General features: G+C 64.1%; 22 protein-coding genes. 18 read left to right on the forward strand and 4 right to left on the reverse strand.

Annotated features, from left to right (window positions below; all coding sequences use genetic code 11):
* Positions 1 to 1,569 precede the first annotated feature (1,569 nt).
* Together DRF71_RS17490 and pbpC are read left to right on the forward strand one after the other, a co-directional pair.
* On the forward strand, positions 1,570 to 7,032 hold the full coding sequence (locus DRF71_RS17490) for an alpha-2-macroglobulin family protein (RefSeq protein ID WP_112311817.1): 5,463 nt from the start codon (positions 1,570 to 1,572) through the stop codon (positions 7,030 to 7,032).
* A gap of 1 nt (position 7,033) precedes the next feature.
* Positions 7,034 to 9,070, forward strand: coding sequence for a penicillin-binding protein 1C (gene pbpC / locus DRF71_RS17495; protein ID WP_112311818.1), 2,037 nt, complete (start codon positions 7,034 to 7,036; stop codon positions 9,068 to 9,070).
* A gap of 67 nt (positions 9,071 to 9,137) precedes the next feature.
* On the opposite strand, the gene bktB is transcribed toward pbpC, so the two are convergent.
* The gene (gene bktB, locus DRF71_RS17500) at positions 9,138 to 10,307 is read right to left on the reverse strand and encodes a beta-ketothiolase BktB (protein ID WP_112311819.1); all 1,170 of its coding nucleotides are present in this window, start codon (positions 10,305 to 10,307) and stop codon (positions 9,138 to 9,140) included.
* Positions 10,308 to 10,380: 73 nt separating this feature from the next.
* Complete coding sequence (locus DRF71_RS17505) at positions 10,381 to 11,118, reverse strand: metallophosphoesterase (RefSeq protein ID WP_112311820.1); 738 nt, start codon at positions 11,116 to 11,118, stop codon at positions 10,381 to 10,383.
* A gap of 186 nt (positions 11,119 to 11,304) precedes the next feature.
* Here DRF71_RS17505 and gndA point away from each other — a divergent pair, with 186 nt between their 5' ends.
* Positions 11,305 to 12,714 carry an NADP-dependent phosphogluconate dehydrogenase gene (gene gndA, locus DRF71_RS17510; RefSeq protein WP_112311821.1) on the forward strand — a complete coding sequence of 470 codons (1,410 nt, stop codon included), beginning with the start codon at positions 11,305 to 11,307 and terminating at the stop codon, positions 12,712 to 12,714.
* Positions 12,715 to 12,812: 98 nt separating this feature from the next.
* Here gndA and serA read toward each other — a convergent pair whose 3' ends face one another.
* Entirely contained in the window at positions 12,813 to 14,408 is a 1,596-nt protein-coding gene (gene serA, locus DRF71_RS17515) for a phosphoglycerate dehydrogenase (protein WP_112311822.1), read from the reverse strand.
* Positions 14,409 to 14,471: 63 nt separating this feature from the next.
* Entirely contained in the window at positions 14,472 to 15,626 is a 1,155-nt protein-coding gene (locus DRF71_RS17520; RefSeq protein ID WP_112311823.1) for a phosphoserine transaminase, read from the reverse strand.
* Between DRF71_RS17520 and DRF71_RS27515 the strand changes: the two genes are divergently transcribed.
* The 15 genes from DRF71_RS27515 to gp17 all read left to right on the forward strand — a co-directional run bounded on the left by DRF71_RS27515 (position 15,620) and on the right by gp17 (position 23,348).
* Positions 15,620 to 15,931, forward strand: coding sequence for a hypothetical protein (locus DRF71_RS27515; protein WP_157971138.1), 312 nt, complete (start codon positions 15,620 to 15,622; stop codon positions 15,929 to 15,931). The genes DRF71_RS17520 and DRF71_RS27515 overlap by 7 nt on opposite strands.
* Entirely contained in the window at positions 15,924 to 16,655 is a 732-nt protein-coding gene (locus DRF71_RS17525) for a hypothetical protein (RefSeq protein ID WP_112311824.1), read from the forward strand. The genes DRF71_RS27515 and DRF71_RS17525 overlap by 8 nt, the downstream gene beginning before the upstream one ends.
* Positions 16,652 to 16,867 carry a hypothetical protein gene (locus tag DRF71_RS17530; RefSeq protein ID WP_112311825.1) on the forward strand — a complete coding sequence of 72 codons (216 nt, stop codon included), beginning with the start codon at positions 16,652 to 16,654 and terminating at the stop codon, positions 16,865 to 16,867. Before DRF71_RS17525 ends, DRF71_RS17530 begins: the two co-directional genes overlap by 4 nt.
* Positions 16,868 to 16,986: 119 nt before the next feature.
* Positions 16,987 to 17,313: a helix-turn-helix transcriptional regulator gene (locus tag DRF71_RS17535; protein ID WP_198672250.1), complete on the forward strand. Its 327-nt coding sequence runs from the start codon at positions 16,987 to 16,989 to the stop codon at positions 17,311 to 17,313.
* An 8-nt stretch (positions 17,314 to 17,321) separates the two neighbouring features.
* Positions 17,322 to 18,569, forward strand: coding sequence for a phage portal protein (locus DRF71_RS17540; RefSeq protein ID WP_112311826.1), 1,248 nt, complete (start codon positions 17,322 to 17,324; stop codon positions 18,567 to 18,569).
* A complete protein-coding gene (locus DRF71_RS17545) occupies positions 18,556 to 18,948 on the forward strand; it encodes a hypothetical protein (RefSeq protein ID WP_112311827.1) in 393 nt (130 codons plus the stop codon). Before DRF71_RS17540 ends, DRF71_RS17545 begins: the two co-directional genes overlap by 14 nt.
* On the forward strand, positions 18,948 to 19,451 hold the full coding sequence (locus DRF71_RS17550) for an HK97 family phage prohead protease (protein WP_112311828.1): 504 nt from the start codon (positions 18,948 to 18,950) through the stop codon (positions 19,449 to 19,451). Before DRF71_RS17545 ends, DRF71_RS17550 begins: the two co-directional genes overlap by 1 nt.
* A 3-nt stretch (positions 19,452 to 19,454) precedes the next feature.
* The gene (locus DRF71_RS17555) at positions 19,455 to 20,588 is read left to right on the forward strand and encodes a phage major capsid protein (RefSeq protein WP_112311829.1); all 1,134 of its coding nucleotides are present in this window, start codon (positions 19,455 to 19,457) and stop codon (positions 20,586 to 20,588) included.
* An 11-nt stretch (positions 20,589 to 20,599) separates the two neighbouring features.
* A complete protein-coding gene (locus tag DRF71_RS17560) occupies positions 20,600 to 20,980 on the forward strand; it encodes a hypothetical protein (protein WP_112311830.1) in 381 nt (126 codons plus the stop codon).
* A complete protein-coding gene (locus tag DRF71_RS17565; protein WP_112311831.1) occupies positions 20,980 to 21,342 on the forward strand; it encodes an HNH endonuclease in 363 nt (120 codons plus the stop codon). The genes DRF71_RS17560 and DRF71_RS17565 overlap by 1 nt, the downstream gene beginning before the upstream one ends.
* A 41-nt stretch (positions 21,343 to 21,383) precedes the next feature.
* On the forward strand, positions 21,384 to 21,824 hold the full coding sequence (locus tag DRF71_RS17570; RefSeq protein WP_332872068.1) for a hypothetical protein: 441 nt from the start codon (positions 21,384 to 21,386) through the stop codon (positions 21,822 to 21,824).
* A 3-nt stretch (positions 21,825 to 21,827) separates the two neighbouring features.
* On the forward strand, positions 21,828 to 22,241 hold the full coding sequence (locus DRF71_RS27520; RefSeq protein WP_157971139.1) for a hypothetical protein: 414 nt from the start codon (positions 21,828 to 21,830) through the stop codon (positions 22,239 to 22,241).
* Positions 22,238 to 22,534 carry a head-tail connector protein gene (locus DRF71_RS17580; RefSeq protein ID WP_112311834.1) on the forward strand — a complete coding sequence of 99 codons (297 nt, stop codon included), beginning with the start codon at positions 22,238 to 22,240 and terminating at the stop codon, positions 22,532 to 22,534. The genes DRF71_RS27520 and DRF71_RS17580 overlap by 4 nt, the downstream gene beginning before the upstream one ends.
* Positions 22,534 to 22,956, forward strand: coding sequence for an HK97-gp10 family putative phage morphogenesis protein (locus tag DRF71_RS17585; RefSeq protein ID WP_112311835.1), 423 nt, complete (start codon positions 22,534 to 22,536; stop codon positions 22,954 to 22,956). Before DRF71_RS17580 ends, DRF71_RS17585 begins: the two co-directional genes overlap by 1 nt.
* The gene (gp17, locus tag DRF71_RS17590; RefSeq protein ID WP_112311836.1) at positions 22,953 to 23,348 is read left to right on the forward strand and encodes a tail completion protein gp17; all 396 of its coding nucleotides are present in this window, start codon (positions 22,953 to 22,955) and stop codon (positions 23,346 to 23,348) included. The genes DRF71_RS17585 and gp17 overlap by 4 nt, the downstream gene beginning before the upstream one ends.
* The last annotated feature ends 4 nt before the right edge of the window (positions 23,349 to 23,352 follow it).

The raw sequence follows: 23,352 nt of genomic DNA on the forward strand, positions 1-23,352 counted from the left end.
TGGGGGGCGGTGACCGGTCTTTCCGGCTGATCCGCTGGTGCGGTGGGCGCAGAGCCCGCGCGGCTGTGACGGGCGCGGAGGAAGGCCGGGGGGGCGATGGGCTCTCTTGCTGCCGCGACCGGGGATGGTTCCACATCCGTCCGCAGGCGCGGGGCGGTTGCGAGGGGGTGCCCGGCTGGTGCGGTTGCGGCAGGCGGAACCTCTCGCGCGGTGGGGGGGGGGCGTCTGGTCGGATGGCGCATGAAAGCGACGGGCGCGGATGGATCCTCGCTGCCTGGCGCAGTGTTCCTCTGCGGCGGGGGTGCGTTCAGGCTTGCCGGATCCGGAGCGGGGGTGTCGACGGGAGCCGTGACCGGCGCCGCAGGCTCCGCTGCGACGGCCTGAACAAGGGCGGATGGTGCAGTGGCAGGAAGCTCCGCGTCGGAATGTGGCTGACCGGTCCCGCGATGTGAGAATTGCGTGGCAGTGGCGGGGGCAGCGGCGGAGAGGGGCAGGCTGTCCTGGGACGATTCCACTGTGGCGGGCTCGGGATGGGCAGCGGCTGTCGCCACCGCCGGGATGGGCTGCAGCGGATCGGGATGGGCCGGGGCTGCCCTGTCGGGCAGGATGGGAGGCGGGCCTCCGGGCACGGCGGCGCGAGGCGCAGGGGAGGCGGCTGAGGGATCGGTTGCAATGGAAGCGTCTGTCGGGAGAGCTTCGGCAAAGGCAGCATAGGCTCCAGGACGGGCAGGTTCGGGTGAGCCGGACAGATCAGACACTGATGCGCCCGGCGCAGGGGAGGCGGGCGCGGGGCTGGCAGGCATGGGGGCGGTGGGTAAGGGGGCGGTGGGCTCTGATGTGGTGGGCGCGGCGGAGACCGGATCCGCTGAAACAGAACGGGTCGGGTCGGGTATAAGCGGTGCCGATCCGGGTGATGCCGGTGCCGAAGGGGTTGGCGCCGCAGAGATTGGTGCCTCGGTGATGGGGCCAGCGGAGACGGGTGCAGGCTGAGCCGGAGCAGCGGAAACCGGCACCCCGGGATCTGTCGCCCCCGGATCTGTCGCCTCCGGAACTGGCACCCCTGTATCCGGCACCCCGGCATCTGGTGGAGCGGGGACGGGCGGGCGGGAGGCGGATGCTGGCGCAGCGGCTGCCGGTGCGCGGGCCGGCCCGGCGGATGTCGGGGCATCCGGTTGCGCCGATGGCGGCATCGCCTGACGTTGTGGCCAGACGAGGCTGCGGCTGTGCCGCGCCAGCCGCTCTTCGGCGGTGGCGAGTTCGCGGGTTCGCAGGGCCAGCAGGCGTTCTGCCGCAAGCCTGGCGCGCCTTTCCAGGGCCAGTCGTTCTGACAGTTCCATTCCCGCCTTTATCCAGGACCAGGGTTTCCACGCGCCGGACCCCGATTTATGCGCGGAAGTCCGGTTTTCCGGACCACCTTCGCCGTTCAAAATGAAGCAGGAGTTAACGGGGGAGAATTCGGTTCACCCCTATCTGCTTTCGCCCATGCGCAGCCCGCCCGGCCCTTGCCCGGTGGGCGGGCGCGTGCGAAGCTGGGAAGAGTGCCATGGCCGGCCTACGGGAGTATTTGTGATGCGCAATTTCGTCAGAATTCTTGTGATGGCGACCGCAATCGCCCTGCCTTCAATGGTGCCGGCGCAGGATCTTATCCCCGAGCGGCGTTCGGTCATCATGCGCGATTCGGATTTGCCGGGCGGCGATATCGGATCGGTATTCGACACCACCATCGAGGCCTGCGAACGCGCCTGTGTCACCAATACCCAATGCGATGCCTGGACCTTCAACAACCGCAATGGCAGCTGTTTCCTGAAATCCGATCCCGGCGCTCCGGAAAGCTTTGTTGGCGCGCAATCGGGCTGGGTTGTCGCCGCGGCCCCGGGCGCCGAGGCCCGCGCGAAAGACCGTCGCGCCGAGCTGAGTTTCCTTTACGACGGGGAATTCTCAGCGGCGCTTGATGTCGCAACGGCGCTGGGCCGCACCCATGCGACCGGCGATCAGAGTGCGGATGACCTGCTGCGCCAGGCCGCCACCGCCGAGGCCGAGTTCAACTTCGTCAATGCCGTGAACCGGACCGGCGCCGCGCTGGCGATTCTCGATGATGCCGATACCTGGGCAGAATATGCCCGCCGCGCCAATATCGTCGGCGATGGGCCGTCGTCGTCGGACAAGGGCTGGTACAAATCCCGGGCCTGGTATGGCGCGCTGAACGCCTATCTGCGCGCGGACAGCAAGGCACAGCGCCATTCGATCCTGGTTTTTGCAGCAGTGCTGATGGAAGAGCGGGGCATGGGCCGCGAGATGGTCCAGGCGCTGCGCCTCGCGCAATCGCTGCAACCACGCGACGATACCGCCGCGATGCTCGATGATGCGATGAGCAAATACGGCTTCCGCATCGAAGAGCACCAGGTCGAATCCGATCTGGCCCGTCCGCGCGTCTGCGCCACCTTTACCGAGGATCTGAAACCCGCCGATGTCGATTACGGCGATTATGTCCGGCTGCCCTCGGGCGGCACGGCGGTCGAGATGGCGGATAAGCGCAAGCTTTGCGTCACCGGCCTGGTCCATGGCGAGCGCTATACCCTGACCTTCCGCGAGGGGCTGCCGGCCGCCGATGGCCAGACGCTTGCAAAGGATATCGAAATCTCGGTCTATGTCGGTGACCGCACCGCTGCGGTGCGCTTCCCGGGCCGCGGCTATGTGCTGCCGAAATCCGGCGATGCCGCGCTGCCGGTCGAGACCGTCAACCTGGACAAGCTGGATCTGCAGCTTTTCAAGGTCAGCGACCGCAATATGTTGCGCGCCATCCAGAACGACTATTTCGGCTCGCCTATCAACTATTACTCGGAATATTATTTCACCGACGAGATCGGTGAGAAGGTCTGGGAGGGTTCGGCCTCGATGAAGGTCGAGGTGAACAAGGATGTCACCACCCGCCTGCCGCTGGCCGAGGCGCTGCAGGGCCGCGATGCCGGCATCTATGCGCTGCGGGCGGCGATTCCGGGCAAGGACAATTACGACTTCCCACCGGCCTGGCAGTGGTTCGTGGTCTCGGATCTGGGCGTCACCAGCATGTCGGGTGTCGACGGGCTGCATGTCTTCGTGCGCAGCCTTGGGACTGCCGGCGCGAAAGAGGGCGTCACTGTTCAGCTGCTGAACCGGGCGAATACGCCGCTGGCCGAGGTGACCACCGATGCCCAGGGCTATGCCCGGTTCGAACCGGGTCTCTTGCGCGGCACTGCGAGCTCGGCCCCGGCACTGCTGGTGGTAACGGATGGCGAGAAGGATATCTCGTTCCTGTCGCTGACCGATCCGGAATTCGACCTCTCCGACCGGGGGGTCGAGGGGCGCGAGGCTGCGCCGCCGGTCGATGTCTTCCTGACCACCGATCGCGGTGCCTATCGGGCGGGCGAGACCGTCTATGCCACCGCCATCGCGCGCGATCCGAAAGCCGAGGCCGTGGCCGGCCTGCCGCTGACCGCGATCCTGACGCGTCCGGACGGTGTTGAATATTCCCGCAGCCTGATCGCGGATCAGGGCGCAGGCGGCTATGTCTTTGAGATGCCGGTTGCCGGCGCCGCGCCGCGCGGCACCTGGTCTCTGTCGGTCTATGCCGATACCGAAGCGGCGGCGCTGGCCTCGTATACGTTCCTTGTCGAGGATTTCCTGCCCGAGCGCATCGACTTTGCACTTGATGGCGGAGAGAGCGACCTGTCGCTGGCCGATCCCTGGATGAATATAGACCTGACCGCAAAATATCTCTTCGGGGCGCCGGCTGCGGCGATGGAGATCGAGGGCGAGACCTATCTGCGCGCGGCCCAGGGGCTGAAAGCCTGGCCGGGCTATGTCTTCGGCCGCTATGATCAGCCCTTCGAGTCGCGGATGGACAGCTTTCAGGGCGGCGCGACCGATGACGCGGGCAAGGCGCGGCTCGATCTTGCGCTTCCCGGCGCGGATGGTCTCGAAGCCGATCGCCCGCTGACCGCAACCGCCGTGGTGCGGGTTGCCGAAGGCTCGGGGCGTCCGGTTGAACGCCGCATCGAAAAGAACGTCACCCCTGCCAATGCGATGATCGGCGTCAAACCGGAATTCGATGGCGTGGTGGCCGAGGGGTCTGATGCGCTCTTCCTGCTGCAAGGCATTGGCCCGGATCAGAAACCCGCGCCGATGGAGGTCAAATGGACCCTGACCCGGCTGGAGAATGACTGGCAGTGGTATCAGAGCTATGGCAGCTGGTATTGGGAGCCGGTGAGCACCCGTACCCAGGTCGCCGATGGCACCGCGACGCTTGGCGGAGCCGATCCGGTGCGGATCTCGGCGCCGGTCGGCTGGGGTGAGTATGAGCTGAAGGTCGAGCGGATCGACGGGGAAACCGCCGTGACCTCGACCAGCTTCTGGTCGGGCTGGTATGCGCCCGCCGATGTTTCGGCAACGCCGGATACGCTGGAACTGTCGCTGGACAAGCCCGCTTATAAATCGGGCGAGACCGCGCAGCTGAGGGTAGTGCCGCGTGCCGGTGGCACCGCGCTGATCACCGTGCTTTCGAATCGCCTTGTCTATATGGAAGCGGTCGAGGTGAAGGAAGGCGAGAACGTGATCCCGCTGACCGTCACCGATGAATGGGGCGCGGGCGTCTATGTGACCGCCTCGGTGCTGCGCCCGATGGATGTGGCGGCGGGACGGGTGCCGTCGCGCGCGCTTGGCCTGTCTTATGCAAAGGTTGATCCCGGAAAACGCGCCCTTTCCACCACCATCGAGATGGCCGACGAGGCCGATCCGCGTGGCCCGCTGGATGTGGCGGTCAAGGTCGATGGCATTCAGGCCGGCGAGACGGCTTATGTCACCATCGCGGCCGTGGATGAGGGCATCCTGAACCTGACCGGTTTCAAGGCCCCCGATCCGCAGGGCTATTATTTCGGCCAGCGCAAGCTGGGCATCGGCATCCGCGACGTTTACGGCCGTCTGATCGACGGACTGAACGGGGCCGAGGGCGAGGTGCGTTCGGGCGGTGATGCCGGGGCACAGGCGCGGCTGCAAACGCCGCCTCCGACCGAAGAGCTGGTGGCCTATTTCACCGGCCCGGTCGAGGTGGGCGCCGATGGCTATGCCCGCACGACCTTTACCCTGCCGTCTTTCAACGGTTCGGTGAAGGTGATGGCGATTGCCTGGTCGAAGACCGGCGTGGGCCAGGCCGACAAGAATGTCCTGGTGCGCGACCCTGTGGTGGTGACCGCCTCGCTGCCGCGCTTTATGGCGCCTGGCGACCAGAGCCGGCTGCTCCTTGAGATCGTCCATGCCACCGGCCCCTCGGGCGAGATGAAGCTGGCCGTCACCTCTGACGACCTGACTTTGGGCGAGGTTCCGGCGGTCCTGACGCTGTCGGATAAAGGCAAGGCCGAGTTTGGCGTCGATGTGATCGCGGGGGGCGTCGGTGTCTCGGAGATCCGGGTTGCGCTGACCACGCCGGATGGCAAGGAGCTGGTCAAGGATCTGAAACTGCCGGTCCAGGTCAATGACCCGGAAATCGCGAAAATCTCGCGCTTTGATCTGAAAGCGGGCGAGACCTTCACCTTCGACGAGGCGGTGTTCACGGATATGGTGCGCGGCACCGGCAAATCGGTGATGGCCATCGGCCCGCTGGCGCGGCTGAACGCGCCGGGGCTGCTCGCCTCGCTGGACCGCTATCCCTATGGCTGCACCGAGCAGATGACCTCGCGCGCACTGCCGCTTCTGTATTTCGATCAGGTGGCGCGGGTGATGGATCTGAAACATGCCGATGACATCCAGAAACGGATTGACGAGGCGGTGGCAGAGATCCTGATGAACCAGGGCTCGGGCGGTGGTTTTGGCCTCTGGGGTCCGTCCTCGGGTGATCTGTGGCTGGACAGCTATGTGACCGACTTCCTCAGCCGGGCGCGGGCCCAGGGCTATGCGGTACCGGATCTGGCCTTCCGCAATGCGCTGTCGAACCTGCGCAATCGGGTCAACTACGCGTCGAATTTCGACGCAAATACCCGGGGTGGCGGCACCGATCTGGCCTATGCGCTGATGGTTCTGGCGCGCGAAGGCGCGGCGGCAATCGGCGATCTGCGTTACTTTGCCGATGTGAAAGGCGATGATTTCGCGACCCCGCTGGCCCAGGCGCAGCTGGGTGCGGCACTGGCCTCTTACGGCGACCAGACCCGCGCCGATGCGATGTTCCGCAAGGCAGGCGCGCGGATACTGGCGCTGCCTTCGGATGACAAAGAGCAGATCCTGCGCGCCGATTACGGCACCAATTACCGCGATACAGCCGCGATCCTGACCCTTGCGGTCGAGGCCGGCAGCACGGCGATTGACCGCGAGGAACTGGTGAACCGCATCGCCATCGCGCCGCGCTGGCTGTCGACCCAGGAAGCGACCTGGGCGCTGATGGCGACCAATGCGCTGATCGACGCGCCGGATGTTTCGGGCGTCACCATTGACGGCAAGCCCGCCGATGGTCCGCTGGTCAGGGTGATCCAGGACGGCGCGGCGCCGGTGGTGGTGAAGAATGAAGGCAGTGACACCTATCTCACCGTCACCACTTTCGGCGTCCCTGCCGAACCTGAACCGGCAGGCGGCAATGGCTATACCATCACCCGCAGCTACTTTACGCTGGATGGCGAGCCGGTGGAGCTGGACAAGGTTGTGACCGGCAACCGCTATGTGGTCGAGCTGGAAGTGACCCCCTGGGATTACTCGGAGGGCCGTCTGATCCTTGCCGATCCGCTGCCCGCCGGGTTCGAGATCGACAACCCGAACCTGATCTCGGGCGGCGATACCGCGCAACTGGGCTGGCTGAATGTGCTGGGTCAAACCGCACATTCCGAATTCCGCCAGGACCGTTTCATCACCCAGGTGGACTGGTCGTCGAAAGACAGCTTCCGTGTGGCCTATATCGTCCGGGCGATCAGCCCCGGCAATTACCACCACCCGGCGGCCTCGGTCGAGGATATGTACCGGCCTGACTTCCGCGCCCGCACTGCCGGCGGCCGGCTGACGGTCAGCGCCGAGTAAGATGCGCGCGCGCTGGTTACTGACGCTTGCGGCGGGTCTCTGGCTCGCCGCAAGCGCCCGCGATGCCTTTGATGGCTGGATCGACGCGACCGTGCTGCCGCCGCTGGCACTGACCACCTCGGTCGAGGTCAGGGACCGCGATGGCGAGCTCCTCCGGGCCTATACGGTCTCGGACGGGCGCTGGCGGCTCAAGGTCGATCTGGCGGCGGTTGATCCGCGCTATATCGACATGCTCCTGAATTACGAGGATCGCCGCTTTCGCGACCATGTCGGCGTCGATCTCAGGGCGATGGCGCGGGCGCTGTTGCAGGCGGCGCGCTCGGGCCGGGTGGTTTCGGGGGGATCGACGCTGACGATGCAGGTGGCGCGGCTGCTGGAAGAGGGCACCACCGGCGAGATGGGCGGCAAGCTGCGGCAGATGCGGGTCGCGCTGAAGCTGGAGCGGGAGCTTACGAAAGACGAGATCCTGTCGCTTTATCTGCTGCTTGCGCCTTTTGGTGGCAATCTCGAAGGGGTGCGGGCGGCGTCTCTTTCCTATTTCGGCAAAGAGCCGGCCCGGCTGACCCCGGCCGAGGCGGCGCTGCTGGTCGCCATCCCGCAAAGCCCGGAAAGCCGCCGCCCTGACCGCGCGGCAGACCGCGCCGAGGCCGCGCGCGACCGCGTGCTTGACCGCGCGGTGCGTTTTGGCCTGATCGACAAGGAAGAGGCCCGCGCCGCGCTGACGGAGACCGTGCCGGGCCTGCGCAAATCCTTCCCGGCGGTGGCGCCGCATCTGGCCGACCGCGCCCGCAAGGCCGATCCGACGGCGCAGGAGCATCTCCTGACCATCGACAAAGATCTGCAGCAGCGGCTTGAGACCCTGGCGGCGGCGGTGGTCGGGGCGCGGGGCAGCCAGCTGCAGATCGCGATAGTGGTGGCCGATCACCGGTCAGGCGAGATCCTTGCTTCGGTGGGATCCTCGGGGTTTCAGGATGAGAAACGCCAGGGCTTTGTCGATATGACCCAGGCGCTGCGCTCGCCGGGGTCGACGCTGAAGCCGCTTGTCTATGCGCTGGCCTTTGACGAGGGCCTCGCGCATCCCGAGACGGTGATCGACGACAAGCCGATGAGTTTTGGCAATTACGCGCCGCAGAATTTCGACCGCCAGTATCGCGGCGAGATCCGGCTGCGCGAGGCCTTGCAGCTTTCGCTGAACATCCCGGTTGTGGCGCTGACCGACGCGCTTGGCCCGGCAAAGCTGATCTCGGCCATGGGGAAGGCGGGCATGGGTTACCGCATTCCGGGCGATCAGCCGGGGCTGGCGGTCAGCCTGGGCGGCGTGGGGGTGAGCCTGCAGGATATGGTGCAGCTCTATGCTGCGCTGGCGCGGGGTGGCGTGTCGCTGCCGCTGATCTGGCGCCGGGATGGCGCGCGGAGCGAGGGCGCGCGTGTGGTTTCGGAAGTGGCCGCCTGGCAGGTGGGGGATATCCTTGCCGGTCTGGCGCCGCCGCCCGGGGCGCCGTCGAACCGGCTGGCCTATAAGACCGGCACCTCTTACGGGTATCGGGATGCCTGGGCGATCGGCTATGACGGGCAATATGTGATCGGGGTCTGGATGGGCCGCGCCGATGGCACGCCGGTGCCGGGCGCTTTTGGTGCCGATGTCGCGGCTCCGGTGCTGTTTCAGGCCTTTTCCCGGCTGCAACCGGCGCTGGTGCCGCAACCCCCGGCGCCGCCTGCAACGCTGCTGGTTTCGAACCGCCAGTTGCCACCGCCTTTGCAACGCTTCCGGCCACGCAATGCTGCCTTTGCCGGGATCAATGCACCGAAGGTTGATTTCCCCCCCGACGGGGCCGAGGTCGAACTGCTGCGGTCCGGCCTGAAAGTGAAGGTCTCGGGTGGCACAGCCCCCTTCACCTGGCTGATCGACGGTGCGCCGATGGCGGTGGGATCGTCGGAGCGGGAGACCATCCTGGCCCTTTCCGGTACCGGTTTTGTCACCCTCAGCGTGATCGATGCCGAGGGCAGATCCGCCCGCTCGCGGGTGCGGCTCTGGTAAGCCGCAGCGCCCGCGCCGGAATTTTTCAGAAAAATTCCGGTCCGGTTTCCGGTTCGGAAACCGGGCGTCACACGCGTTCCACCGCCAGTGCGATGCCCTGACCGCCGCCGATGCACATGGTCACCAGGGCGGTGCCATCGCCGGTGCGCTCCAGCTCATAAAGCGCCTTGGTCAGAATGATCGCGCCGGTCGCGCCCACCGGATGGCCCAGGGCGATTGCACCTCCATTTGGGTTGACCTGTGCCGGATCCAGATCCAGCGCCCGGTTAACCGCGATGGCCTGGGCCGCAAAGGCTTCATTCGATTCGACCAGATCAAAGCTTTGCGGCGTCCGGCCCAGCCTCGCGCAGAGCTTTTGTACCGCCGGCACCGGGCCCAGCCCCATCACCTTCGGGACAACCCCGGCAATCGCCCAGCCGAGGATCCGGGCGCGCGGCACGGCGCCGTCCAGTGCATCCTCCCGCGCCAGAACCAGTGCCGCGGCGCCGTCATTCAGCCCGCTGGCATTGCCTGCCGTGACGGTGCCGTCTTTGCGAAAGGCCGGGCGCAGGCCCGCCAGCGCTTCGATGGTGGTGGGCTTGGGATGCTCATCCCGGGCAAATTGCACCACGCCTTTGCGCGACGCGATCTCCACCGGCAGGATCTGGCTGTCGAAGCGCCCCGCCGCAATCGCCTCTGCCGCACGACTCTGGCTTTCCAGCGCGAAGGCGTCCTGGTCCTCGCGGCTGATTCCGGCCCCGGTCGCGACATTCTCGGCCGTCACCCCCATATGGCCGGTCCCAAACGGGCAGGTCAGCGCGCCGGTCATCATATCCAGCACGGCCGTATCGCCCATCTTTTGCCCCCAGCGGGCCGTCGTCATCGCATAGGGCGAGCGGCTCATCACTTCGGCCCCGCCCGCGAGCCCCACCCGCGCCTCGCCCAGCATCAGGCTCTGCGCCACCGAAACCACCGCCTGCAGCCCCGAGCCACAAAGCCGGTTCACATTCATCGCAACCGAGGCTTCCGGCGCCCCGGCACCAATCGAGGCCAGCCGCGAGAGATACATATCCTTCGGTTCGGTATGGATCACATGGCCGAAAACGGTGGTCTCGATCCGCTCTGGCGCCACACCGGCCCGGGTCACCGCTTCACGCGCCACCTCCACCGCCAGCGCATGCGGCGCGAACCCGGCAAGCGAGCCGCCAAAGCCGCCAATCGCCGTCCGCGCGGCAGACAGAATATAGATCCCGGTCATGTGATCCCGCCCCAATCCTCATTGCCAGCCGAGGATGGCGCGAAAGCCCGGGCAGGGAAAGTCCAAAGCCGTGTCAGAGCGCGCCCCGACGCAGCGGCACCCGGCCCTGATCGGTCAGCAAAAACACCTCGCGCCCGTCGATGGCAATGGCGGTCAGCGGCCCGCCATAGGCGGCAGAGCTGTCGATATTCACCCGGTTGCCGTAATGCGTTGCGTGGTCCAGCGCCGTATGGCCATGCACGATCAGCGGCCCATGGTCGCGTGGGTCGTCGAGAAAGCCCTTGCGGATCCAGACGAGATCATCCTCGGCCTGATCTTCCAGGGCAACGCCGGGCCGGATACCGGCATGGGCAAAGAAGACATCGCCGCGGTGCAGACTGGTCGGGCGGCTTTGCAGAAAGGCCAGATGTTCAGGGTCGACCTTCTCCACCGCTTCACGGTGAACCGGATCAACGGGGCGATCACCGGCGGCGCGGATCCCGTAAGAGCGCAGCGTCTCGGCGCCGCCAACCGCCGGATGCAGCCAGTTATAGGGGTTCGACAGGCAGGGATCGGCCCACCAGGGATCCTGGATGAACTGCGTGAAGAGCCGGTCGTGATTGCCCTTCAGCACCACCCAGTCCTCGCCGCTTTTCATACCGGTCATCAGCCAGTCGATCACGCCGCGACTGTCCGGCCCGCGATCTTCCAGATCCCCCAGATGCACCACCGGCGCCGCGCCACAGAGCGCGATATCCGCCGCGATCCGGTCATGCGCGCGTTTCAGCAGATCGAGATGGCCGTGAATATCGCCGATTGCATAGCTGCGCATGGGAGGCTCCTGCATCTGCACGACCCGGCCGGGATTGCTCCGGGCGGCGTGATCGGGCAAGGCTTAGGCCGTGAGCCCCCTGGCCGCAAGTCAGTCAGTTTCCGGAGGCGCAAACATTCGCAGGGAGTGTTTGCGCTAACACAGCGCAGCGGCTAAACGGGGGCGACATCAATTCAGGAGACTCAGATGGCGCTGGCGGAAATCGGTCTGGTCGGGCTTGGGGTGATGGGCGCGGCGCTCGCGCTCAATATCGCGGAAAAGGGGCACCGGATCGCGGTGTGGAACCGCAGTCATGATGTGACCGGGACGTTCCATGCCGGGGCGGGGGAACTGGCCACGCGCATCACCCCGGCAAGGGACCTGGCGGATCTGGTGGCGGCGATTGCCGTGCCGCGCGCGATCATCCTGATGGTGCCGGCGGGGGATCCGGTCGATCAGATGATCGCGGCGCTCAGGCCGCTTCTCGGGCCGGATGATCTGATCATCGACGCCGGAAACGCAAATTTCCACGATACCGAAAGACGGGCTGCCGATGCGGTCGCACAGGGCGTTCCCTATATCGGCATGGGCGTCTCGGGCGGCGAAGAGGGCGCGCGTCACGGTCCGGCGATCATGGGGGGCGGCCCGAAGGCGGCCTGGGATCGTATCGCCCCGATCATGGAGGCGATTGCCGCGAAACATGAGGGCACGCCCTGCGCCACATGGATGGGGCCGGGCGGCGCCGGCCATTTCGTGAAAACCGTCCATAACGGCATCGAATATGCCGATATGCAGATGATCGCCGAGGTTTACGGCCTGATGCGCGACGGGCTCGACATGGCGGCGCCCGGCATTGCCGGCGTGTTCGAGGCCTGGAATGAGGGTGCGCTGCGCTCTTACCTGATCGAGATTTCGGGGCATGTCGCCCGCGCGGTTGACCCGGAAACCGGAAGCGCGATGCTTGATGTGATCCTTGATGCCGCCGGCCAGAAAGGCACCGGCCGCTGGACCGCGATCGAGGCGCAGCACCTCGCCGCCCCGGTGCCGGTGATCGAGGCGGCGGTGATGGCGCGCAATGTCTCTTCGCGCCTTTCTGAGCGCCGCGCCGGCGAGACGGTGTTCGGCCCCGGCCCGCAGCCGCTTGCCGGGGCGCTCACGCTGAAAGACCTCGAAGGGGCGCTGATCGCGGGCAAGATCCTGTGCTATGCCCAGGGGTTCACCATGCTCGATAGTGCCTCGAAAACCTGGAACTGGGGTGTGCCACTGCCGGAATGCGCCAAGGTCTGGCGCGAGGGCTGCATCATCCGCTCGGCCATGCTCGACCATATGGCCCAGGCGCTGACCGAAGACCCCGCGCGCAACCTGATCCTCGCGCCGGCCTTCACCGATCTCCTGAAACAGCATCACGAGGCGCTGCGCCGCGTGGTCGCCACCGCCGCGCTGAAAGGCCACAGCCTGCCCGCGCTTTCGGCCGGCCTCGCCTGGTTCGACCTGATGCGTACGGCGCGCGGCACCGCCAATATGCTCCAGGCTCAACGCGACTTCTTCGGTGCCCATGGCTTTGACCGCCTCGACGGCAAACCCATCCATCACGGCCCCTGGGGCAGCCACGCATAAAAGAAAGGGAGCCCGAAAGGCTCCCTTTTTCATTTCATCTGTCTGAAAATATCCCGGGGGCTGCGGGGGCTGGCCCCCGCATTCCGGAACCTGCCAGATCACGCGACGTCGAACACCAGCGGCTTGACCTGCTGGAACATGCCCGTCGCCTCCAGCGTCTCGACCACTTTCTGGTCAATCGCATTGTCGAGATACAAGAGCGCAATCGCATCCTCGCCCACCGCCGAACGACCCAGCGTGAAGTTCGCGATATTGACGTTGTTCTTGCCCATGGTCATGCCCAGAAGGCCGATGATCCCCGGCACATCGTCATTGGTGGTGTACAGCATATGCGCCCCGATCTCTGCATCGATATTGATGCCCTTGATCTGGATGAAACGCGGCTTCCCGTCCGAGAATACAGTCCCCGCGACCGAACGCTCGCGCTTATCGGTCACCATCGTCACCTTGATATAGGCATCGAACGAGCCGGTTTTGTCCTGGCGCGTGGTCGAGATCTGGATGCCCTTATCCTTGGCCACGACCGGAGCCGAGACCAGGTTCACATCCGGATTATGCGCCTTCAGCACACCCGCGATCACCGCCTGGTTCAGCGCCGGCAGGTTCATATCCGCCACGCGACCATCATAAAGGATGTTCACCGCCTTGACCGGCTCATCCGTCATCTGCCCGATGAACGAGCCGATATGCGAGGCGAGCTTGATCCACGGCCCCATCACGGCAGCTTCTTCGGCGGTCACATTCGGCATGTTCAGCGCATTCGAGACCGCGCCGGTCAGCAGGTAATCCGACATCTGCTCGGCCACCTGAAGGGCAACATTCTCCTGTGCCTCGGTGGTCGAGGCCCCCAGATGCGGCGTCACCACCACATTCGGCAGGTTAAAAAGCGGACTCTCGGTGGCCGGTTCGGTCTCGAACACGTCAAAAGCCGCACCGGCGACATGGCCGGATTTCAGCGCCTCGGCCAGGGCCGCCTCATCGACCAGCCCGCCGCGTGCGCAGTTGATGATCCGCACGCCCGGCTTCGTCTTGGCGATGTTTTCGGCATTCAGAATGCTGCGGGTCTTGTCGGTCAGCGGCACATGCAGTGTGATGAAATCGGCGCGGGCCAGCAGCTCATCCAGCTCGACCTTGGTGACGCCAAGCTGTTTCGCGCGCTCTTCCGAGAGGAAGGGGTCAAAGGCCACGACCTTCATCTTCAGACCCACCGCGCGGTCGCAGACGATGCCGCCGATATTGCCGGCCCCGATCACGCCGAGGGTCTTGTTGAACAGCTCAACCCCCATGAATTTCGACTTTTCCCATTTGCCGGCATGGGTCGAAACGGAGGCCTCCGGCAGCTGGCGCGCCACCGCGAACATCATCGCAATCGCATGTTCTGCGGTCGTCACCGAGTTCCCGAACGGCGTGTTCATCACGATCACGCCCTTTTTCGACGCCGCCGGAATATCGACATTGTCGACACCGATCCCGGCGCGGCCCACGACCTTCAGCCTGGTCGCCTCGGCCAGCAGTTTCTCGGTCACTTTGGTGGCCGAACGGATCGCGAGGCCATCATATTGACCGATGATCTCGGCCAGCTTTTCCTTGTCCTTGCCGAGTTTCGGCATGTAATCGACCTCGACGCCACGGTCGCGGAAGATCTGGACGGCGGTTTCACTCAGTTCGTCGGATACGAGAACGCGGGGGGCCATTGCGGGGCTCCTTGAATGGGGGGGCTCAGGGGGAGATGGGGGCGCGAACGCCCCCGAAAGGGATCAGGCAGCGACAGTCAGCGCCGCAATCTCGGCGTTGAAGGCATATTCGATCCAGGGCATCAGCGCCCGCACATCGGCCTGTTCGACCGTGGCGCCGCACCAGATGCGAAGGCCCGGAGGCGCATCGCGATACGCGCCGGCATCCAGCGCCACGCCTTCTTTTTCCAGCCGTTTCGCGACAGCCTTGGCGAAAGCAGCGCCATCGGTGATGCGCGGATCGGTGAATTTCACACAGACCGAGGTGCAGGAGGCCGTTGCCGGATCCACCGCCAGATTGGCGATCCAGGCTTTGTCTTCGATGAAGGTTTTCACCTCAGCCGCATTGGCCTCGGAGCGCCCGATCAGGCCTTTCAGCCCGCCGATGGTCTTCGCCCATTTCAGCGCGACCAGATAGTCTTCCACACAAAGCATCGACGGCGTGTTGATGGTCTCGCCGACAAAGATCCCTTCCGAGATCTTGCCTTTTGATGTCAGGCGGAAAATCTTCGGCAGCGGCCAGGCGGGGGTATAGGTCTCCAGCCGCTCAACGGCGCGGGGCGACAGGATCAGCACCCCATGGCCACCTTCACCGCCCAGCACCTTCTGCCAGGAGAAAGTGGTGACGTCGAGCTTCGTCCAGTCCAGATCCATCGCGAAAGCCGCCGAGGTGGCGTCGCAAATGGTCAGGCCCTGGCGGGTCGCCGGGATCACATCCGCGTTCGGCAGGCGCACGCCCGAGGTGGTGCCGTTCCAGGTGAAGACCACATCCTTGTTGAAATCGACCTGAGTAAAATCAACAATCTCGCCATAAGGCGCCTTGCGCACGGTCGCGTCGAGTTTCAGCTGCTTGACCACATCGGTCACCCAGCCCTCGCCAAACGACTCCCAGGCCAGCATCTCGACCGGGCGCTCGCCCAGCAGCGACCAGAGCGCCATCTCAACAGCGCCGGTATCAGAGGCAGGAACGATCCCGATGCGGTAATCTGCAGGGACGCCAAGAATGTCACGGGTAAGGTCAATCGCCTCTTTCAGCTTTGCCTTGCCAACAGCGGCACGGTGCGAGCGGCCCAGCGGCGCATCAGCAAGCATGTCGAGGGAGAAGCCAGGGATCTTCGCGCAGGGGCCCGAAGAAAAACGCGGATTGACCGGGCGCGCGGCCGGGGCGGTGAGTGCCATATCTGATATCCTTACAGATAGATGCCTCTCGTTGGGGAGAGGTGTCCCGCCGCCGGGATTACTCGCACCCTGAAAATACTGCAAGAAAAAAAGAAACTTACCTGGCTCCATTTGCAGGAACCGGAGAGAAAAGACAGAACAAACCAAATACTACACAAAAAAATCCGCACAAAATCCGCACAAAATGTTCCAGCCGTGTTCCTGATACGGCCCGGAATGTTCTCCGTATTTTAGGCAGCAATATTCCGGACGGACCTCAGATTTCTGCTCTGATTCGTCGCTTGAAGGCGGTGATGCATGGCTAACGTGACCTCGATCAGCGAGGCCCGGAAGCCGCGCTCGTGGAACCGGCTGCGGTGGGACTGGCAGAAGGCGATCCTCGCTGACCCGGATCTGCCTGACCGCTCCAAGCTGCTCGCCTGCGTCCTCGTCTCACAGTTTGCCCATCACGAAAGTGCCGAGTGCAGGCCTGGATTGCCCGCGCTTGCGGACGCGCTTTCGGTGTCGGTCGATACGGTCAAGCGTGGCCTCTCCAGCCTCGAAGCTGGCGGCTGGATCGAGCGCAGCGCAGGCCGGGGCAGGGGCAACAAGCTGTCGATTTCCTTCCTGTTCCCGGGTGAAGAAAAAGGGGGCAGCGCTGCACCATTTTATCCAGAGAAAGGGTGCAATCCTGCACCCCTTTCCGCAGCCAAAAAGGGTGCAGATCTGCGTGTAAAAGGGTGCAGTTCTGCATTCCCCCCCAGACCCCCCTATAAGGCTGAACCAAATTTGAACCAAAGAAACGCGGGTTCAAACGCTGCGCCCAAACGTTCGATGCATCCGATCCCGGTCAGCGGCTCAGGTGCTGAGAATTGGAGCGCCTGGCTGAAGCGTTTCGAGCACCCCCCAATCGATGAGCTGGCTCAGCGGGCAGAGCATGCCGGTGAGGCGGTTTGGCTCTTGCCGATCCGCAGCCCGCCGAGGGCCGGTGACAGGATCGAGGAAGGGATTGTGCAGCGATGGATCGAGGAAAGGAGGAAGGCGCGATGACAGCCAAGGCAATGCGGATGCCGCCAGTGGTCAGCGAGGAAGACGCGGCGGCGCGCGAGGTCATGTCGCTGCTGGCCGAGATGGTCGGGAAGCACGGCATGTCGCTCGGCGCGGTGCTGGCCGGGGCGCGGCGGGCCATCGGTCGGGTGCAGCGCGGCCATCCGGTCGCGGGTGTCGACCTCGCCGCCGCGTCGGTCGCCGGTAGGGCCTGACCCCGGGGGTGGTCCTCGACTTTGGGCCTAAGGCGGGGACCGGCGCGGGGAGGCAAGCGCTAGAGGGCGGCTAAATAGGCTTTTTCGTTGAAGAATTTCTGGAATGAGAGGTGAGAACCATGAAGGAACTTGGGAAATCTGTCGAGAACGTTGCGGAAATCTCAGACCAACCGCTGCTTGACCGCTGGCGAGTGGATGAAATTCTGGAACCAAACCGCCCGATCTGGGGCCTCGACAACATCGCCCGTGTTCTCGGACTGTCGCGCGACACCGTGCGGAAATTGGCCAAAATGCCGGGCGTCCCGATCTATCAGCCGGAGGGAGCCGGGAGCTATTTCGCTTTCCGATCTGAGCTTCTGGACTGGCTGAAATCGAAGAGGACCAACGAAAACCAACGACTTTCTACGGTTTGCCACCTGCACAGCCCTGGTCTGGATGCGGCATAAACTGAAAGATGAGCAAACGTCGATCCTCCAAGAAGGCCGTTCCGGTCGAAGCTAAGTCGCTCTCCAGCGCTGCAAGCTGGTGGGAATTGATCACGGGCGCTTCTCCGAGCGCCGCCGGGATCGCGGTCACTGCCGCCGAAGCGATGCGAGTCCCGGTTGTTGCGAACGCAATCCAGCTTATCTCGGAGGCTGTCGCCTCGCTCGACGTGTTCGTGAAGAGCATTGCGGGCGGCACCGAGACCAATGATAATTCGCACCAGCTCCTGCCGCTGCTGCGGGACGAGGTGAACGGCTGGACCTCCAGCTTTGAGTTTTTCCGCCAGATCGTGATCGATGCCCTGACGCTCGATCAGGGCGGCATGGCGGTTGTGGTCCGCGCCAGCGACGGGCGTCCGCTGGAAATCATCCGCTACATGCCCGGCATCATGGTGGTCGATATCGACCAGACCACGGGCGAACGGGCCTACAAGCTGAACGCCGCAACGCTTAATCCGCAGGATGTAATCCACCTTCTGCCGCCGCTCGGGCGCGCTCCGCTTACGCTGGCCCGCGAGGCCATCAGTGTTGCAATCGCCCTGGAGCGTCACGCCGCCCGCCTGTTCTCGCGCGGTGCCCGCCCGTCTGGTGCCCTGAAATTCCCGAAAGGCCTTGGCGAGGATTCGGTCAAGAAGATCATCGCTGCCTGGCGGGCCACGCATGAGGGCGAGAATGCGACCGGCAAGACAGCCGTGCTGGCCGATGGCGCAGAATTTACGCCCTTCACGTTCAACTCGACCGATGCGCAGTTCCTCGAAAATCGCCGCTTCCAGATCGAGGAACTGGCTCGGATCTTCAACATCCCGGCCCCGATGGTGGGCGATCTGTCCCGCGCCACATGGTCGAACAGCGAACAGAAGGGGCGCGAGTTTCTTGGTTACACCCTCGAAGCATGGCTCAAGGGTCTTGAGGGCGCATTGCGCCGCGCCCTGTTCCTGCCTGAAGACCGGCCCAGTCACGCGATCCGCTTTGATCGCGATGACCTGACCCGCGCCGATCTCGCCACCCGCGCCACGGTAATCAACAGCCTGATCGCCTCGCGCACCATTAACCCGAACGAGGGGCGCAACTGGTTGGGCCTGCCGCCTCGCGAGGGCGGCGATGAGTTCCTGAATCCGAACATCACGCAAGGCATGCGTGATCCGGAAAAAGAAATTCCTGATCCTTCAGAAAAAGAAATTCCCTCACCAAAGAACGAGAACCCTGATGAACCTGTCTGAAGTTGCAAATATCGCCGAGGATCAGGACCGGGGGCGCTGGCTCGATCTGCTCGGCCCCTATGACGGCAAGCCGGTCGGCATCCGTCTGCTGATCGCTGGTCCTGATAGCTCGGTTCAGGCCCGTGCTCGGGTCAAGATGATGGATGATCGCGCCGACATGGCCGATGACGAAGGCCGGATCTCTGCCGATAACGCAGAAACCTGCCGCCTGCGCAGCCTCGCCCGCTGCATCCTGAGCTGGGAGGCCAGCGAGGACGGCCAGCCTGTGCCCTTCAGCTTTGATGCCGCCCTGCGCCTCCTGAAAGCGGGCCGGTGGGTGCAGGAGCAAGTTGATGATTTCGCGGGGTCGCGCCGCGCCTTCTCAAAGGGGGCTGTCTGATGGATCGCCTCCAGATCGAAACCAAGTTCGTTGCCGGTGATGCTGGTGCCATCGAGGCGCTTGCCTGGCCTTTCGCCACGGCTGACCGTGTGGGCGACATGATCCAGAAGGGTGCCTTTGCGGGCGTCCAGCTTCCGATGCCCATGCTGTTCGGCCACGATCAGGGCGAACCGATTGGCGTCTGGGATCATGCCGAAGAGCGCGCCGATGGCTTCTATGTCAAAGGCCGTCTGCTGGTGGGCGCGGTCAAGCGCGCCGATGAGGTTCACGCGCTTATCAAAGCCGGTGCGGTGCGCGGCATTTCCATCGGCTTCACGGGCGCGACTGGCCAGCGCCGCCAGCCTCGGGGCCGCAACATCACCGATCTGAAACTCATGGAAGTGTCACTTGTGACCATTCCTTGCCACCCCGGCGCGCGGGTCACCAGCGCGAAAGACGCGGTGGGCGCATTGCGCCTGACCGCCGCACTCCAACGCGCCACGGCGCAGCTCTCAGCGAGGTAATCCATGCGACACCTGACAAAGACCATGCAGCTCGGCAGCACCCTGCTTACCCTGAAGGGCGAGGAAGATGATCCGAACGACATGGTGACCAAGGCCATTGGTGACCTCACCAAGCTTGTCGAAACCAAGATGACCGAACTTGGCGGCCGGATGGATAAGGTCGAGGCCAAGACAAACCGCCCGGATCCCGGCAAGCAGAAAACCGAAGATGAGCCATCGGTCGAGCGCAAGGCCTTTGCCGCCTATCTCAGCCGGGGAGATGCGATCTCGGAAGAGGACAAGAAGGCGCTGACTGTCGCCAGTAATCCTGACGGCGGCTATCTCGCGCCGCCGGAACTGTCCTCGGAAATCATACGCGATCTGGTCGAGTTCTCGCCCATTCGGTCTGTTGCATCGGTGCGCGGCACCACGGCACCCTCGACGATCTACCCAACGCGCGGCGACCTGACCAATGCGAAATGGGTGGGAGAGACGGAGGAGCGCGAGGAATCGGCCATCACCTTCGGCCAGAAGGAACTGGCGGTGAAGGAACTTGCGACGTTCGTCGATATCTCCAACCGGCTGCTGTCAGACGCGCCGCAGGCCGAGGCCGAGGTGCGCAGTGCCTTGGCCGAGGACTTCGGCAAGACCGAAGCGACTGCCTTTGTCTGGGGTGAGGGTGTCAAAGAGCCGGAGGGCTTCATGCGCCATGCCGGTATCGCTCACACCGTCAACGGCAGCGCGGGCGGTGTCGATCCTGATGCGCTGATCTCGCTGATGTATGCGATGCCCGCCAGCTATCGCAATGCGGGTGTCTGGGCCATGAACGGCACCACGCTGGCGGCGGTCATGAAGCTGAAGGATGGTCAGGCCAATTACCTCTGGCAGCGCTCCTATCAGGCAGGCCAGCCCGCCACGATCCTCGGGCGTCCGGTGGTCGAAATGATCGACATGCCGGATATCGCTGCTGATGCCTTCCCGATCATCTACGGGGATTTCTCGGCTTACCGCATCCTCGACCGCCTGGGCCTCGACATTCTGGTCGATCCCTACACCCGCCGCACCAATGGCCTGACCCGCATCCACGCCAACCGGCGCGTGGGCGGCGGCGTCTTGCAGGCCGCGCGGTTCCGCAAGCTGAAAATGTCCACCTCGTAAGGAACTGTCACATGCGTGATCTCTATTCCGATATCAAAGTGGTGCCAGCCCTCGCGCCTGCGGTTCTTGCCGCAAACGCCAATGGCGTCGCCATCGACCTGCTGGGCAACCAGCGCGTTGCCTTCGCCGTGAATACGGGGGCCATCGAAGCCGCCGGTGCTTTCGGCGTCAAGCTTCAGGAAAGTGACACGGGCACCAGCGGCTGGGCCGATGTTGCGGCGGATCAGGTGCAGAACAATGCGCCTGCCGTCCTGGCTGCGGCCTCGGCTTACCGGCTCGGCTACCTCGGCTGGAAGCGGTTTATCCGCCTTGTGCTGACGAAGACCGGCGGCACCAGCCTTGCAGCGGGCGCGGTGGCGATCCTGTCGCCTGATGAGCGCCCGGTGCCCTGATGCCATCGAAGCCGCCCCGGATCTGTCGCTGCGGCCATAGGGTCGCGCCGAAGATCCTTTGCCCCTGCGAGGCGAAGCGGGCGGCTGAACGGAAGGCCCGTTTCGACAAAGACAGGCCTTCCGCCTCGCAACGCGGGCTTGGTGCCGACTGGCGCAAGGTCCGCGATGCTCACCTCGACCGGCACCCGAACTGCCGCATCTGCGGCGAGGACAAAGCCCCGCGCGAGGTGGATCACATCACTCCCCGGCGGGTCGCACCAGAGCGGCGGCTCGATCCGACAAACCTGCAAACGCTCTGTAAACCCTGCCATTCCCGCCTGAAGCAACGCGAGGAGCGGCGACAACACAAAGGATCTTTCTGATGCTATTCGCGTCTAATGGCACGAAATTCTATATCGGTCGCGTGATTGCCGATCCGGGCAGGGATGTGCTTGCCGGTGACTTTGATGACCCGGAATGGGTCAAGGTTGGCGAGACCGAAAACCTTGGCACGGTTGGTGATACCGCCGCTGAAATCACCTTCGACGGTATCGATGCAAACCGCACCAAGCGCCTCAAGGGCACCCGGAATGCGGGCACGATGGAAGTCATCTGCGGCCTTGATTACTCCGATGCGGGTCAGCTCGCATGTCTCGCAGCGGAAAAGACGCTGCATGATTATGCTTTCCGTCTCGTCTTCAATGATGCTCCGGTCGGCGGAACGCCGTCTGAGCGCATGTTTATTGCCAAAGTGGCATCGGCTGTTGAGGCAACAGATGCGGCGAACAATGTTCTGAAGCTGAATATCAGTCTCTGGGTCAATAGCAATTCTGTTAAGATCAATGCCGCGCCGGGCGGCGGCTGATTCATGCTTTATGCCGTAGCCGGATCTCAGCTCTATATCGGTCAGCCGAGTGATTGGTTGTTGATCCGGTCGGCAGAAAGCCTCGGATCGCCGGGGGTCTCATGGGCCACTGTGGATGTGACCTATGTCGGATCCGAACATGTGGAAATGATTAGGGGGCCAATGGCCCCGCGCAGCATGCAGATCGTGCTGGCTGTTGATTCTGATGATCCGGGACAGGCTGCACTTTGGCAGGCGGCGCATGGTTCTGGAATTGCTGGGTTCAGGCTCGTGCTTTCCGATGGTGCCGCCTGGCGGGAATGGGAGGCGCTGATCATCGGGATCGGTGAAGCCTTTGACGCGGCAAACAGCGTGGTCAGGCTACTCGTTGACCTCCAAATCAATTCGAAGATCAGGAAATCGGAGGCCGCGCCATGATCGTCACGCTTGACCAGCTTAAAGGGCAGATCGGTTTCACGCCTGACATGGGCGATATTGATGACGCCTTGCTGACCCGCAAGGGCGAGGCTGCGCAGGATATGATCGAGCACCGCTTGGGCTTCAAGATCGTTGAGCACTTCACTGATGGTGTTCCGCCCGCGCTGATCGAAGCCGTCCTGATGCTGGCGGCATGGTGGTATGACACCCGCGAAACCGCTGGCGACAATTCCCGCGAGGTGCCTTTCGGCGTCTCAATGATCATCGACGACTTCCGGGACTGGAGCTTCTGATGGCAAATGATGGTGGCCTGTCCAGTTTTCAGCGCCGCATGCGCGCGATCCCGAAAGCAGCGCGCGATGCGGTAAAGCCGGTGCTGGAGCGTGAAGCGGAAAAGATCGCGGATACGATGCGCGCGCTTGCGCCCGATGATCCTGCGACCCCAGCTCCTGACCTGAAATCTTCCATTGTGGTCACCGGCCCCGGTCAAACCACGCCACCTTATTCTCAGCCCGGCGGTGCCGCCGTGGTGCCAGAGAATGCGGTGGCGATCACAGCTGGCAACGGCGACGTCCGGTATCCGCACCTTCAGGAATACGGCACCACGCGCCATCCTGCGCAGCCGTTCTTCTGGCCAGCCTTCCGCCTCGGGCGCAAGAAGGCTGTGGCTGCGATCAAGCGCGGCATTGGCGCCGCGATCAGAAAGTCCCGATGATGGAGCGCGCTGTGCAAGTGGCAATCCGTGATCGACTGGTGGCAATGCCTGCCGTTGTGTCGCTGGTGCCTGCGGCGAAGATCCGGGATGTTGGTATCCGCCCGAAAGACTTCCCGACGATTGCTCTTGGCGAAAGTCAGGTCGTGGATGAGGGCACCAGCCTTGCCCGCCTACATGTCCGTGTTTTTCATACCCTGCACGTCTGGGTGAAAGAGCCGACGCTGGAACAGGTCACGGTGGCGAGTTCGTCTTTTCGAAAAAGGCTGTCAGGCGCCTCGGGCTGTCGTTTCTTCACCGGCTTCACACGGGTATTCCTGAGTTTTACAAGGGTGGGCTGGTTCCTGGTGGCGAGGCCGGGCCCGAACTCGAAATGTCTATTAAACTCAAGGTGATTTG

The sequence above is a fragment of the Pseudogemmobacter bohemicus genome, assembly GCF_003290025.1.
Lineage (GTDB): Bacteria > Pseudomonadota > Alphaproteobacteria > Rhodobacterales > Rhodobacteraceae > Pseudogemmobacter > Pseudogemmobacter bohemicus.

What these genes read in the sequence shown, in the direction of transcription:
- DRF71_RS17490 (WP_112311817.1), top strand. Translation starts at nt 1,570, where the DNA reads ATGCGCAATTTCGTCAGAATTCTTGTGATGGCGACCGCAATCGCCCTG.
- pbpC (WP_112311818.1), top strand. Translation starts at nt 7,034, where the DNA reads ATGCGCGCGCGCTGGTTACTGACGCTTGCGGCGGGTCTCTGGCTCGCC.
- bktB (WP_112311819.1), bottom strand. Translation starts at nt 10,307, where the DNA reads ATGACCGGGATCTATATTCTGTCTGCCGCGCGGACGGCGATTGGCGGC.
- DRF71_RS17505 (WP_112311820.1), bottom strand. Translation starts at nt 11,118, where the DNA reads ATGCGCAGCTATGCAATCGGCGATATTCACGGCCATCTCGATCTGCTG.
- gndA (WP_112311821.1), top strand. Translation starts at nt 11,305, where the DNA reads ATGGCGCTGGCGGAAATCGGTCTGGTCGGGCTTGGGGTGATGGGCGCG.
- serA (WP_112311822.1), bottom strand. Translation starts at nt 14,408, where the DNA reads ATGGCCCCCCGCGTTCTCGTATCCGACGAACTGAGTGAAACCGCCGTC.
- DRF71_RS17520 (WP_112311823.1), bottom strand. Translation starts at nt 15,626, where the DNA reads ATGGCACTCACCGCCCCGGCCGCGCGCCCGGTCAATCCGCGTTTTTCT.
- DRF71_RS17525 (WP_112311824.1), top strand. Translation starts at nt 15,924, where the DNA reads ATGGCTAACGTGACCTCGATCAGCGAGGCCCGGAAGCCGCGCTCGTGG.
- DRF71_RS17530 (WP_112311825.1), top strand. Translation starts at nt 16,652, where the DNA reads ATGACAGCCAAGGCAATGCGGATGCCGCCAGTGGTCAGCGAGGAAGAC.
- DRF71_RS17535 (WP_198672250.1), top strand. Translation starts at nt 16,987, where the DNA reads ATGAAGGAACTTGGGAAATCTGTCGAGAACGTTGCGGAAATCTCAGAC.
- DRF71_RS17540 (WP_112311826.1), top strand. Translation starts at nt 17,322, where the DNA reads ATGAGCAAACGTCGATCCTCCAAGAAGGCCGTTCCGGTCGAAGCTAAG.
- DRF71_RS17545 (WP_112311827.1), top strand. Translation starts at nt 18,556, where the DNA reads ATGAACCTGTCTGAAGTTGCAAATATCGCCGAGGATCAGGACCGGGGG.
- DRF71_RS17550 (WP_112311828.1), top strand. Translation starts at nt 18,948, where the DNA reads ATGGATCGCCTCCAGATCGAAACCAAGTTCGTTGCCGGTGATGCTGGT.
- DRF71_RS17555 (WP_112311829.1), top strand. Translation starts at nt 19,455, where the DNA reads ATGCGACACCTGACAAAGACCATGCAGCTCGGCAGCACCCTGCTTACC.
- DRF71_RS17560 (WP_112311830.1), top strand. Translation starts at nt 20,600, where the DNA reads ATGCGTGATCTCTATTCCGATATCAAAGTGGTGCCAGCCCTCGCGCCT.
- DRF71_RS17565 (WP_112311831.1), top strand. Translation starts at nt 20,980, where the DNA reads ATGCCATCGAAGCCGCCCCGGATCTGTCGCTGCGGCCATAGGGTCGCG.
- DRF71_RS27520 (WP_157971139.1), top strand. Translation starts at nt 21,828, where the DNA reads ATGCTTTATGCCGTAGCCGGATCTCAGCTCTATATCGGTCAGCCGAGT.
- DRF71_RS17580 (WP_112311834.1), top strand. Translation starts at nt 22,238, where the DNA reads ATGATCGTCACGCTTGACCAGCTTAAAGGGCAGATCGGTTTCACGCCT.
- DRF71_RS17585 (WP_112311835.1), top strand. Translation starts at nt 22,534, where the DNA reads ATGGCAAATGATGGTGGCCTGTCCAGTTTTCAGCGCCGCATGCGCGCG.
- gp17 (WP_112311836.1), top strand. Translation starts at nt 22,953, where the DNA reads ATGATGGAGCGCGCTGTGCAAGTGGCAATCCGTGATCGACTGGTGGCA.